9 protein-coding genes are annotated in these 13,730 nt (G+C 48.2%); 6 read left to right on the top strand and 3 right to left on the bottom strand.

Translation table 11 applies throughout. The annotated features are described in order from the left end of the window. Positions 1–91: 91 nt before the first annotated feature. Both D328_RS0106560 and metK read left to right on the top strand, forming a co-directional pair. The gene (locus tag D328_RS0106560) at positions 92–370 is read left to right on the top strand and encodes an alpha/beta-type small acid-soluble spore protein (protein WP_018884176.1); all 279 of its coding nucleotides are present in this window, start codon (positions 92–94) and stop codon (positions 368–370) included. A gap of 419 nt (positions 371–789) precedes the next feature. Beyond that, positions 790–1,992, top strand: a complete 1,203-nt coding sequence (gene metK / locus D328_RS0106570; RefSeq protein WP_018884178.1) for a methionine adenosyltransferase — start codon at positions 790–792, stop codon at positions 1,990–1,992. 225 nt (positions 1,993–2,217) lie between these two features. Here the strand turns inward: metK and D328_RS0106575 are convergent, their stop codons facing one another. From D328_RS0106575 to D328_RS0106585, 3 genes are all read right to left on the bottom strand, one after another. Then, positions 2,218–3,108: a TetR/AcrR family transcriptional regulator gene (locus D328_RS0106575; RefSeq protein WP_018884179.1), complete on the bottom strand. Its 891-nt coding sequence runs from the start codon at positions 3,106–3,108 to the stop codon at positions 2,218–2,220. 110 nt (positions 3,109–3,218) lie between these two features. After that, positions 3,219–6,320 carry an efflux RND transporter permease subunit gene (locus tag D328_RS0106580; RefSeq protein ID WP_018884180.1) on the bottom strand — a complete coding sequence of 1,034 codons (3,102 nt, stop codon included), beginning with the start codon at positions 6,318–6,320 and terminating at the stop codon, positions 3,219–3,221. After that, positions 6,317–7,726, bottom strand: a complete 1,410-nt coding sequence (locus D328_RS0106585) for an efflux RND transporter periplasmic adaptor subunit (RefSeq protein ID WP_018884181.1) — start codon at positions 7,724–7,726, stop codon at positions 6,317–6,319. Before D328_RS0106585 ends, D328_RS0106580 begins: the two co-directional genes overlap by 4 nt. A 330-nt stretch (positions 7,727–8,056) precedes the next feature. On the opposite strand from D328_RS0106585, the gene D328_RS0106590 reads away from it, so the two are divergent. From D328_RS0106590 to D328_RS28460, 4 genes are all read left to right on the top strand, one after another. Continuing rightward, a complete protein-coding gene (locus tag D328_RS0106590; RefSeq protein WP_018884182.1) occupies positions 8,057–10,753 on the top strand; it encodes a stalk domain-containing protein in 2,697 nt (898 codons plus the stop codon). Positions 10,754–10,799: 46 nt separating this feature from the next. Then, the gene (locus tag D328_RS0106595; RefSeq protein ID WP_018884183.1) at positions 10,800–11,960 is read left to right on the top strand and encodes a sensor histidine kinase; all 1,161 of its coding nucleotides are present in this window, start codon (positions 10,800–10,802) and stop codon (positions 11,958–11,960) included. A 3-nt stretch (positions 11,961–11,963) separates the two neighbouring features. Continuing rightward, complete coding sequence (locus D328_RS0106600) at positions 11,964–12,686, top strand: response regulator transcription factor (protein WP_018884184.1); 723 nt, start codon at positions 11,964–11,966, stop codon at positions 12,684–12,686. Between the two features lie 79 nt (positions 12,687–12,765). Further along, complete coding sequence (locus D328_RS28460) at positions 12,766–13,188, top strand: hypothetical protein (RefSeq protein WP_018884185.1); 423 nt, start codon at positions 12,766–12,768, stop codon at positions 13,186–13,188. The last annotated feature ends 542 nt before the right edge of the window (positions 13,189–13,730 follow it).

The following is a 13,730-nucleotide window of genomic DNA, read 5'->3' on the forward strand; positions in this document are numbered from 1 at the left end:
GTTTTAGCCATCTTAACCAATAAGTTCTTTGTCTGAATCCTGTTTGTTATCGGCACAATAACTTCATCAACTACATGATGGAGGTGAGTATATGGCAGGGGGACGCAGAAGACAAGTAGTACCTGCAAGTCGGCAAATGCTTAATGAACTCAAATATGAAATTGCCGCCGAATTTGGATATCCAGTAGTAGGAGCAAATGTTGGTGGGATGGATACTGAGTTCGCATCGGAGCTCGGATCTGAACAAGGCAGCCAAGGTGGATATATCCCATGGGGACAATTAACCTCTCGTGAGAATGGCTCCATTGGTGGCGAGATCACCAAGCGTCTGGTTAGCAATGCTGAGAAGGAGCTTTACAAGCTTAATTGAAAATACATTATCTATAATTAAAAGTACATGAATGGTCCAAATCACCTATCTCTTCTTAAGAATATCCAGATATTCATTAAAGGATTCATTCACCTCGTATAAATTGACACCTTGTACCAAATAAGCTAATATGAAATTTGAGGCTTGTACGCAACCTTTTCCGACAGGAAAAGGTTCATTTTTTGTAGGCGTGTATAAGTTGTAAATTTTGCTCATTATGTTACGATAGGCAAGAACCATGACATGCTTAGGAGCATTGTATAAGAAGACCATTGCCTTATGCATTTTATTACCAAGCTTGAGCATATACACATACGCATTGTGATAACGATTATATTTTGTATTTGAAAATAAGCGTTATCGAACATATGAAGCTGTGTGATGTTGATATTAATTATTTCTTGTAGGAGGTTGACTTAATGTCTGTAAAAGGCCGTCATTTGTTTACGTCCGAGTCCGTAACAGAAGGACATCCGGACAAAATCTGTGATCAGATCTCAGACGCTGTACTTGATGCATTTTTGACCAATGACCCGAATGCTCGTGTGGCCTGTGAAGTATCCGTAGCAACTGGACTTGTATTGGTTATTGGTGAGATCAGTACCAAATCTGAATATGTGGACATTCCGTCCATTGTACGTAATACTATCAAGGATATTGGATATACTCGGGCCAAATACGGCTTCGATTACAATACATGTGCCGTGTTAACGTCTTTGAATGAACAATCCCCTGACATCGCTCAGGGAGTTAACGCTGCTCTGGAACACCGCGATCCTGCAGAAGTGGCTCAAGAAACAGCAAACATCGGTGCTGGAGACCAAGGGCTCATGTTTGGCTTTGCGACGAACGAGACTCCAGAACTTATGCCATTGCCTATTGCTATGTCCCACCGGATTGCCCGTCGTTTGTCCGAAGTTCGTAAGGACGGTACGCTTAATTATCTCCGTCCTGATGGCAAGACACAAGTGACAGTGGAATATGTAGATGGCAAGCCAGTGCGTATTGATACGATTGTAGTATCTACCCAACATGCTGAGGAAATTACGCTGGAGCAAATTCAACAGGATATCAAAGAAAAGGTCATTCTGCCTGTAGTGCCTGCTGAACTGCTAGATGGAGAGACAAAATACTACATTAACCCAACAGGACGCTTCGTTATCGGCGGACCACAAGGCGATGCTGGCTTAACTGGGCGTAAAATTATCGTGGATACTTATGGTGGTTATGCACGTCATGGCGGCGGTGCTTTCTCAGGTAAAGACCCAACGAAGGTAGACCGCTCTGCAGCTTATGCAGCGCGATATGTTGCCAAGAACCTGGTTGCTGCTGGATTGGCCGACAAGGTCGAAATTCAATTGGCTTATGCCATTGGAGTGGCCACACCGGTCTCCATTAACGTGGATACTTACGGAACAGGTAAAATTAGTGAGGAAAAGCTCGTTGAGCTTGTTCGCAATAACTTTGACCTTCGCCCAGCTGGCATCATTCGCATGCTGGATCTGAGACGTCCAATCTATAAACAAACTGCTGCATATGGTCACTTTGGCCGGACAGATCTGGATGTTCCATGGGAGCGCGTAGATAAAGCGGAGCTCCTGAAGTCGCAAGCTGGTCTGTAACACCATATCTATAAGTAGCATAGAGCTATATTATATGAAATGAAAAAGGGACACCCTTTCGTCAAATCAATTGATGAAGAGGGTGTCCCTTATTCTATTGAAATGGGTACAAGCTGATAGGGTCGAGTGTTACCTTGATCTGAACCCTTGATCTGAACTTTCTTGATTTGACCTTTTAACATCTCTAGTTCAAGCTATATTGAATAGAAATTGCTAATGGATCTGTTAAGGCTGCTCTGGTAACAAGAGATCGCGTAGCCGGGAACAGTATTTCACCAGCTTTTCATAGTTCTCCAGGTATGCAATTAAGGCCTTTAACAAGGGTGAAGAAGGGGATTCAGCACGGGTTTCCTTTTTAATCTGCTCCAAAATCTCTGCATAATCATCCTTTTCGGCTGGTGACAATCGACTCTGGCGAATCTCGTCAGCAAGCTGATCGAAGATCGCGGCGATTTCACGACCATCATGCAAGGGATTGTCCGCTCCCGGGGTTTCATACCAGCCCTTGTTTCCCCATAGTGTGTAGGGCTCAATATGACCTGTTTTCATGCCTTCTATTAAGATCTCCAGCACATAAAATGCAAACAAGGCCAATCGTTCACTTGTCTGATCATCCATCAGATCGCCAAAAAATCGAATGGATTCAAACACGAGACTCATCAGAATGAAACTGATGTCCCACACGTTATCTTTAAGTTCAGAGCCGAATACTTCTAACAAATTAATATGCAGCCACTCCAGCAGATTCTTATGCAATCTCTGGGTTGCCTCGTCCATAGCGCATCCGTCAGCCATGGAGAATGGATCAATGTGAACCATTAAATGAACTTTGTTGGCTATGATTTGATCGAGGTACAGCTTCACTATCCGAAACAATTTCTCTCGTGCATCTAAGTTATTTTGACTATGAATAGCTCTGATACCATGTTTAACTTCTGTGGCGAATTGGTCCAGAATAACGAGCGGTAACTCATGCTTTCCTTGGAAATATTTATAGAAGGAGGCTTTGGCCATCCCGCTCTCTCTGGCGATCTCCTCCACTGACGCGGCTGCAAATCCCTTTTTGGAAAATAAAGAAATCGCTGCTTGGATGATATCTTCTCTTTTACTATCCAATGCGGTACCTCCTGTAGATTAGTGATCTGACATATAGACCTGACCCAAGCTCACGTTCTTGTGGTCTATTGCACTGATCCTACCGCATTAGTTCTGCTGCACCAACCTTACTACGCTTGGTCAGATGCCTTGAGCTTGCGTGAGACCTTCCACCGTTGCTTCAGACGGGCTACGATCAGGTACAGGGAAGGAACTACGAATAGGGTCAGCACTGTAGAGAATAACAGGCCGAACATGACTGTATAGGCCAATGGGCGGAAGAGCAAGCTTCCCAGCCAGGCAATAGGCATCATTCCGACAATAGCCGTCAATGACGTTAGCAGAATAGGACGGAAGCGAGCTGCTGCCGAGGCGATGACGGCCTGCTCCAGTGGAGTGCCTCGATGAAGCTCTTCCTCAATAAACTCAATCATAACAATACCGTTACGAACGACCATTCCAGCCAGTGTAATTACGCCCATAATGCTCATGAAGCCGATTGGCATGCCAGTAATGGCCAAGCCAATAATTCCTCCAGCTGCTGCCAGATATACAGTCGTCATAATGATGAGTGGCACGGACAATGAATTGAACTGCATAGTAATCAGAATGATGATTAAGAATAGGACGATAATAGACAGCGTTCCCAGATCGGCAAATATTTCATTTTGCGTCGAGGTCTCTCCACCGAGCTGCCACTTATAGCCGTCAGGGAAGGAGATAGCTGCCAACTTCTGGTTCACATCGTTGGAAACCTCCGTGGCTGTACGACCCGTTAAATCTGCTTCAACCGTAATCGTTCTTTCCATATTATAGTGTTTGATCTGCTGGGTAGCAAACGCTGGCTTGGCTTCGGCAAGCTGAGCTAATGGAATAGGGGTGCCTGCCGCGTTGTGAACAGTCAATTGCTGAAATAGTACGTTCGGGTCAGCTTGGGGCTGTATCAAATACAGCTTGATGTCAATCAGCTCGCTGCCCTTATCCAGTTTGCTGACAGGTAGACCTTCATTTAATAGCATCATGGTGCTGGTAAGGTCCTTGTAGCTTACCATGTACTTATCCATGGCTTGCTCATTCACTTCGAATTCCAGCGCATGGCGGTCCTCCCCGGTATCATCTACGATATTTATCGTTCCGGGTATGGTAGCTATTGCTTCCTTGACCTGTTGAGCCAACTGCTGCAACTGCTGCATATCACTTCCGGATACTCTCACAGCGATCGGCTTGCCGACAGGCAGACCCAGTCGAGGCACGTAGGTGCTGACTCGAATGTCTGGATATTTGTCTTGAAGCTGATCCCGCCAGGCTTGAGGAGTTGTCTTCAGGTCAAACGAATCCTCATTTCCCAAAACGGCTATCTGAGCATATACATTACCATCGTTAATATTGCCGCCTCCTGTAAGGTCACTGTAGGCAATAGGCGCATTTCCGCCAGCGGTAAAGGTTACCTTACTCGCCTCTGGCTGCTCCTGCACCCACTCAGCTGCTTCCTTCACAATGCGATGTGTCTCCGATAATGAGGTGCCGACTGGCATGGTCAGATTAATCGCCATATGTGGGTCCTCTGACTCCGGGAACAGCTCTATTGGTGTGAATAGAACCAATCCATAGGCAGCTGTACCCACTAATAAGCCCGCTAGGCCAGTCAACAGGGGACGCTGGACAACCTTCGGCATCAATTTCCCGGAGTACAGTTGATTCAGCGCTTGAATTTGTCTGCCGAGCAGACCTGCCGGCTTAGGCTTTCCATTCAGTTCGACACGCTTCCGGCGCTTCTCATACCATTCCCGGAAGATCGGGATAATGGTAAAGGACATGAGCATGGATGCCAGCATTGCGAGTGAAATGACGATAGGAATGGGCTTAATGAAAGCACCGACGTCTCCCTTCAGGAAGAGTAATGGGGCAAAGGCAGATATGGTTGCCAGTGTAGCAGTCAGAATGGATACGGATACTTCCTTGGTACCATTAAGCGCTGCCTCCTTGGGGCTTTCCCCAAGCTCCGTCAATCGTCGCTCGATATTGTCATTGACAACAACCGCATCGTCTACCAGAATGCCCAGAACAATAATCAGTCCTACGACCGAAATTTGATTCAAGGTGACACCGAGCATCGGAACAAAAATCATGGCAATCGCAATCGAGATCGGAATCGCCATGGCGACGAAGGAGGAGGTCAGCAGATGAAGCCCCATTGTACAAATGAGGACGACTGCCGCAATGGCAATGATAGTCTCCTTGGTGAGATCGGCAAAAATGTCCGCTACCTTATCTCGCTGCGCGAATACGGTCTCAAAGGTTATATTTTCAGGCAGAGAGGAGGTCAGTTCATTAAGCTTGTGCTCTACTCGCTCATTCATGGATGGAATGTCTGTGCCGTTCTTGGCATGAATCTGTACCGTAATGGCAGCCTTACCATCCACGTAGGATAATTGCTCATCTTTATCAAAGGACAGGGTAGAGTTCCCTATATCCCGCAAATATACAGGTGACCCACTCTCGGAGCGAGCAATCTGAACAGCATTTAGTCTTTCCGGGTCTGTCGTGTCGCGGATTACTACCTGATAGTTGCGCTGATCATAGTCAAGATTGCCTGTGGGCACTCGGTCCATATGGCCCTGGATGGCCTGCATTACCTGCGCCCAAGAGAGCTGGTACTGAGCCAGCTTCTGCGTGTCTATCTCAATACGTACTTCCTGGTCGGGAATGCCAGAGATCGTCACCTTGGATACTCCTTCTACAGTACGAAGCTGGTCCTCCCAAATAAGCATGGTATCCTTCATGGTCAACAGTGCTTCTCTGGACTCGCTAGTCAGGGCGTAGGACCCGATGAAGGCCTGAGTTAATTGATCATCAATTTCGGGTACCTCTGCATCTGATGGTAGGTCAGCGCTGGCATCCTGTACCTTTTTGCGCATCTCATCCCAGACCTCTGCAGGAACGGCATCCTTTTGTGATTCGACAATAATACTGGAGTATCCATTCCCGGAGGTAGAGCGGATTGTCTTGACATCCGCGACCTCCTTGATCTTCTTCTCAAGTACCTTGGTCACGCTCTGCTCCACCTTCTGCGGAGATGCCCCCGGATAAATGGTAGTAACGAGGGCCTGTTGGACGGTAACATCCGGCATTTCCTGCTTGGGTAGACTTGCAAAGCTGATAAAACCAACAAGGGTAGCTATGGCGAAGAATAGCAGGGTGATTTTTCGTTTCTTTACAAAGTATTCAATCATGGGGTTGCTCCTTCCGCCTCATTCAGGCTGTCCCCCTCGAACACCTTGGTCGCTCCTTTGGTGACGATTAGATCTCCATCCTGCAGTCCAGAGACAATCGACAGCTGGTTGTTGATCATTTGGCTACCTAGCGTAACTGGTGTCTTGACGGCAGTTCCATTCTCACTCTTGAATACATAAGGCTGGTCGCCTGTGCTGATGACAGCTTCGGCAGGGAGGAGAATTCCCTTCTGTCCTGATGTCTGGGAGGCAGCCTTCACCACCTGACCCGGGAGCCAATCATGCTCGGGATTGGAAATAAGCAATTCAACATTAATTGTTCCGGTTCCGTTATTGGTGGCGGCTGAGATCTGGGATACCTTGGCTGTTCTAGTGCTGTCGTACAGACTGACCTCTACGGACTGACCTTTACTCCACTGCTGGATCTCCGAATCTGGCACAGGCAGGAGCAGCTTGAGCTGATCAATATTGCCTACACGGTACACGGGTTGACCAGCCTGCATCAACTCACCTGGCTGAATCAGCTTTTCCAGCACTACGCCATGGAAGGGGGCCTTTAAGGCTGTACGGGAGAGGGCCAGCTCTGCTTGCTTCCTCGCAGTCATAGCCTTCTCATAGGCTGCGGACGCCTGAGTCTTGGCCGCCAGTGCCTGCTGGTAGGAAGCATCCGCTACACCTAGTCCTGCCTTTGCCTCCTGTAGCACGGCATTAGCAGCATCGATATCCTCGCTGGTCGCACCCTCCAAAATAAGTGACAGTGAGCTTTGCGCTCTCTCCCAATCTTTTTGGGCGTTAATCTCACCCAGCTCAGCCGCCTCAAAGTCAGCTGTTGAAGCTGCACCTGCCTGCAGAAGCTGGCGGATTCGCTCCTTTTGTAGTTTGGCCTGCTCATAGGCACGTTTGGCCTGCTCAGCTACCGCCTCGGCTTGGGCTTTTTCCTGTGTACGTGCACCATTCTTGACCTTGCGTACACTGGCTGTAGCATTGGCTACACGTGCCTCCGCAGAGGATCTCGAAGCTGCAGCAGTCTGAATGCCGGCTTCTGCGCTGGATAATGCTCCCTCGGCCTCCATAATGGCTGCGTCAGCCTGCTCTAGCTGTAGTCGGTAATCGGCCTCTGCGATGGATGCTAGTACAGCGCCTTGCTGGATGGGACTACCTGCTTCAAATGAAGCATCAGCTACTCTGCCTCCGTACTCGAAGGATAGTGCACGCTCCTCAAAAGCTTGCAGCGTCCCGGAGAGATCATATGCAGTATTCAGTGGCTCCTCTGTTACCTGTTCAAGTCCCACTATCGTTGTTCGCACATTGCTGCTCTCTACTCCATCAGAGGTTGTACTGGAGCAGCCTGCAACCATCAGGCTGATGGCAGCAACACCAAGCCAGGCCATGCGATGTTTTTTCATGATTGTTGTCCCCCTAGTCTTCTTTATTCCTAACTGAATCGAATGCAGGAGCTATTCGTTGTTCATGCTTGAACTAATCAGTATGTATTGAACTCATTGGTTCAAGGTGATTATAGAAGGAGGATTGGGCGTTTGTCAATTGTCTTGCTTTTGAAGTTTCAGAAACCTGCAAGAAAATAAAGAAAGAACTAGCAATGACTAATCAAAAAATAGAAGTTTTCCGTAACTTTTCTAATAATCTACAGTCTATAATTAAGAGAGCGAAATCTTGTATGATAGAGATGAATGAAAGGGCTAAAATCAGGATAAGATGGGAGCGTTTATATCTATATGGCTTTACAACGAGGTAACACGAGATGGTCAGGAAAGAGAACGATCAAGAACATAGCGATCGTATCCATAGCAGGCATATTGTGGGTTAGTCCCGTTGCGGGAATGACTGGGGTCAACCCGCTGATTGAGCTTAGCGGCTCTACTGTCAGTGCGGCTTCAGCGGTGAAGACTGGCGAAGAGATCATTACCTCTGGGGCTATTTTGATGAAATACAAATACAAGACTTCCTCCGGAACGGCTCTAGCTGATGTCGTCCGGGTGGATATGAATAATCCATACGTTAAGCTTGACGTGATGACAGGTAAGAACGGTCAATTCACAACCAGACAAAGCACAGAGGGCATGGCCAAGGAGACAGGGGCTGTAGCAGGAATTAACGGGGATTATTTTAATACCTCACGTGAAGGTGCGCCGATTGGTGGTCAGGTATCTGATGGTGAGCTGATGTCCACTCCGTCGGATATTTCGGGCATGTATGCGTTTGCTGCTGGCAAAGACAACAAGCTAATGATTGAGCAGTTTACCTTTGAAGGCACCTTGACTGCACAGGATGGGTCATCCTTCCCGCTTAGCGGTATTAATAAGGTGGCCTACACGCCAGAGACCTCTGGCAGTAGCTACAGCCATTCGAACACCATGTTTATTTATACATCCGCATGGAAAGCGCTGGAGCGGCCTACCAACAGCTCCACGACGCCAACAGAGGTGCTGGTCGAGAACGGAGTCATCACGCAGATTTCCGAGAATTCGGCTTTGCCTGTGACAGTACCTGAAGGTGGATATATTCTACGGACCCATGGTAAGGCTGCTGAGTATGTGCGTCAGCACTTGGCTGTCGGACAGAGTGTTAGCACCAACTATCAACTCAAGATCAAATCATCAGGCAAACTGGTAGATCCCTCAACGCTACAGACGATGATTGGTGGACACACCATCCTTGTGAATGAAGGCAAGAAGTCCTCGTTTTCCCGCAGTGTATCAAGTATTGGTGGTACCCGCGCGCGCACAGCACTAGGATACTCCAAGGATCAGCGCTATGTGTACCTGATTGCCGTAGAGAAAAATAATAGCAGCACAGGCATGTCCCTGAGTGAGCTGCAATCCTTTATGGTGGATATTGGTGTATGGAAAGGGCTCAACCTTGATGGTGGGGGCTCTACAACTATGGTCACTCGTCCGCTTGGTGACACCTCGGCAGCGCTGACCTTTGATACCGAATACGGAAAGCAGCAGCGAAGCATCGTGAATGGACTGGGTGTATATACCGAGGCACCAAAGGGCACTCTCAAGGGCTTCACGGTGGGAGGAACCAGGACACTGCTGATTGGTCAGACCGGCAGCTATAGTCTCAAAGGCTATGACACGTACTACAACCCTTACGATGTAGCTGCTACCAATGTGAGCTGGAAGTCTAGCAACTCTGATATTTTGGCTACGGGCGGAGGCGTGATCAAAGGCGTGAAGCCTGGCACCGCAACGCTCACGGCAACAAGCGGCTCAGCAAGTGCCGCCATGAAGGTAACGGTAATGGGAGCTGAAGAAATCTCCTCGCTGACAGCAGGCAGCGGTACAGGAGAGCTTAAGGCTGGTGCTGCCATTGCAGTGCCTGTCACAGCGAAGACGACAAGCGGCCAAAGTGTCCAGATTGCTGCTGATGCGCTGAAGTGGGAATTCGTCGGCTTCAAAGGCAGTGTGAAGGGTGATCAGCTTACGGTATCTTCTGTAGATGCTGGGACTCAGACAGGCTATGCCATTGGACGTTATGACGGCTTCAGTGCAGTAGTCGTCCTGACATCAGGCGGCAGTAGTGGAACTTGGGAGAATTTTGAGAATGTAAATTATCCAATTGACTTTACCACCAATGCAGCAGGCGTGACAGGAAGTGTATCCATCGTTCCGGGAAGTGGCGAGAAGTCGAGCTCCAAGGTACTTGAGCTACAATACGATATGACTGCTGGCAGTGGTAAAATGTATGCCTACGCACAGTTGAATGGTACCTCTGGCAAAACGATTACATCAGGCGCCACAGGGATGACGCTGGATGTCATGGGAGATATGAGCCTGAACTGGCTCCGCGCAGAAGTACAGGATGCCAACGGGCAGACTGTATATCTGGATCTTGCCAAAGTCATTGATTGGGAAGGCTGGAAGACGATAAGTGTGGATCTGAGTGGTTCAGGAATTGCTTATCCTGCCAAGCTGAAGCGTCTGTATGTTGTAAATGTGGAAGAAGGCCAAGATGAGCGCGCCAAGACGGGCACGGTGGCCTTTGACAATATTACTTTGAATGCACCTGGAGCGGTGGGAACTGCAGGACTCAAGACAGGTACGGCTCAAATGTCCATTGGACAGAGATCCATGACCGTGAATGGGCAACAGGTATCCATCGATTCGGCTCCAATCCAGCGGGGGGGCTCCACTTATGTGCCAATCAAGTATGTGCTTGATGCCTTCGGTGGGCAGGCACAGTGGAATTCGTCCGCACAACGAATCACAGTCATCCGTGGTGGAGTACTGATCGATCTGACTGTAGGACAGAAGAAATATGTAGTTAATGGAAAAAGCAAAACTACCGATGTAGTTCCAATTGTGCTAGATGGTAGGACTTTAGTCCCTCTTCGTTTAGTTTCTGAGCAGCTTGGACTGACTGTAAAATGGGAACAAAACACTAAGACCGTCACCATCCAATCATGATATGGTATGATATATACCTGATAAGCTAGGATTGGAGATTAAATTCGTGGATTTTCAAGCCGATGTCATAGACCGCGTAATTAAAAACGCCCTCCAGGTTATGGAGAACAGCAAGTATCAAATGTTCGAAATTATGGACGCGGCTCGCGGAGAGCTGGTCTCGTTAAATCAAGAGCTTAAGGCTGTTCTGAAGGAAACGGCAGAGACACTTGAAAAAGTGGATCAGCTGGAAATGAATTACCGACGCTCGCGAATCCGGCTGACGGAGGTCAGCCGGGACTTTGTTCGGTATTCAGAAGAAGACATCAAGACGGCCTATGAGAAGGCCACTCAGCTGCAGCTGGATGTGATGATCTACCGTGAGAAGGAGATGTATCTCAAGGCCCGACGAGATGATCTCCAAAAACGGGTGAAGAACGTCGAAGCTTCTGTAGAGCGTGCCGAGACGATTGGTTCCCAAATGGGCGTCGTACTGGAATACCTGTCTGGGGAATTAGGGCAGGTTACCAGGATTATTGAGTCTGCCAAGAATCGGCAACTCATTGGTTTGAAAATTATTCTGGCCCAGGAAGAAGAACGCAAACGGATCTCACGTGAAATTCATGATGGACCCGCACAGTTGCTCGCTCATCTAGTTCTTAGGACGGAAATTGTAGAAAGAATGCTTGCCAAGCAGGAATTTAAGATGGTCCAGGACGAAATAGTAGATCTAAAGAGGCAGGTTCGTTCCAGCTTGGAAGAGATGCGTAAAGTCATATTCAATTTACGTCCTATGGCACTGGATGATCTGGGCTTGATCCCTACTCTCCGGAAATATGTTCAGGATTTTGAGGACAAGACCAAGATCAGAGCCATCTTTGAGACAAGGGGCAAGGAACACCGTCTTTCTTCTGCGATGGAAGCGGCCATTTACCGTTTGGTCCAAGAAGGCCTCACCAATGCTGCCAAACACGCATATCCAACCCACGTACTAGTCGAAATTACATATCAGGCACAATTGGTCAAAATTGTTGTGCAGGACAACGGACTAGGGTTCAAGCCAGAGCTATTTGAACAAAAAGGCAAAGATCATAACCACTTTGGACTGATTGGCATGCGTGAAAGGGTTGAATTGCTAGAAGGGAGAATGGAGATCGAATCTGCTGAGAATCAGGGGACCAAGATCGTCATTCATATCCCTACCAACGTAGAGAAGGGAAAGGAGTAACACATGGAAAATCAGAACATCCAGACTACAGCAATCAAGGTGCTACTAGCTGATGATCATCAGCTATTTCGTGAAGGCTTAAAACGTATCCTAAATATGGAGGAGGACATTGAGGTCATCGGCGAGTGCGGTGACGGTATTCAGGTGCTGGAATTCTGCAATGAGGAAAAGCCAGATATCGTGCTCATGGATATTAACATGCCGCTTGAGAACGGTGTTGAGGCGACCGAGAAGCTTCGCGAGCTATTCCCGGATATCAAAGTTATCATTCTGTCCATTCATGATGATGAGAGCTATGTATTTGAGACGCTTCGCAAAGGAGCCAATGGCTATCTCCTGAAGGATATGGAGGCAGAGTCCCTAATTAACGCTATTCGTTCGGTGCATGAAGGCTACGCCTTTATCCACCCTAAGGTAACCGGTAAGCTGATCATGCAGCTGCGGCGCATGACCTACCTGAACGAGACTGGCGCAATGGCGGAAGGGAACACCAAGGAAGCAGGCGTGAAATTCGTCGCTGGCGACAACAACCCGCTTACACGTCGTGAGGCAGAAGTGCTACGACTCATGGCAGAAGGCAAGAGCAACAAGATGATCGGCGAATTCCTCTTCATCAGTGAGAAGACGGTGAAGAACCATGTCAGCAGTATTCTGCAAAAGATGGAGGTCGATGATCGCACGCAAGCGGTTATTAACTCTATCAAATATGGTTGGGTTACCCTGTAATTAGGGTACTACGCGGAGCTGAATTGTAACACCTCCTTACCTCAGAGCATATATTGTCGCATAGGAGGAGGTGGCTTCCATGACACTGCAGCTGTTATGGATTGTGCTCGCGTACGGTATGGCTGCTGTCGCGGTCCGACTGCTTTATATATGGCATTCGACCTTCCTGAAGGCTTCTGATGAAGATCAGAAAGCCGGCAGCCAGCGTGAACATTATATTATCATGACTTCCAACCACGAGCATCAGGTAGAATGGCTTATCCGAATGTTCAAAATTCGTTCATGGATTGTAAGCTCTCCAGTAAAGGTAACTGTGATTGATCATGTCTCCCAGGATCTCACTGTGCCTATCGTGGAGCGACTTCAGCCCTGTGGAGGAATTGAACTGGCGGTAATGAGCGCAGCCTCGGGCAGTGGGCAGGAAGTTCAGCTTCCCGATCTTGAACGTTGCACCGTAGTCGATTTGCGACAGCACGAATCAGAGTCGGGTTATGTAGGGTAATAGCGCTTTGCTGAATAAACGCGTCAGGACAGTACAGTGAAGTGTAGCTCATGGTGCAGTGCTGGTGCAGTCAGCAATTTGTTAATAACTCTACAAGCAAGGCATTGTCCTGAACTCGGATGTATGCTTTAATCAGAAGTAGTAGCATGTAGGCTGTTACAAGAGCTGATAGCGTTACAATTTCATAGATTGACTGTATACATCTGTAATAGATGGGTGAAGCACACTCCGTAGCGTAAAGCGCGGTGTGTGCTTTTTTTGTTGGCGTGCCCAGAGGCACGCATTATCTAGTTGGTGAAAGTCCAACCAAGGGAGGGGCCAAGCCACCCTTGTAGCTAGGATGCTTGCGCATGGTGAAATCTGTGTGTAAAAGCGCATCGACAAAAGTACCGGTCAGAGACCGGGCGAGCGACAACCCAGGCCGCAACATCAAGTGAATCCTGCCGCGTCGTCAAAAAGGACCTGCGAAGGGGAAAAGAGGGAGCCGAGTCTCGTGACAATGGACGAAGGCCAAGGAAGCTGTGCAGAACTTGGGACAACAG

It is taken from the genome of Paenibacillus massiliensis 2301065 = DSM 16942 (genome assembly GCF_000377505.1).
GTDB classification, from domain to species: Bacteria; Bacillota; Bacilli; order Paenibacillales; family Paenibacillaceae; genus Paenibacillus; species Paenibacillus massiliensis.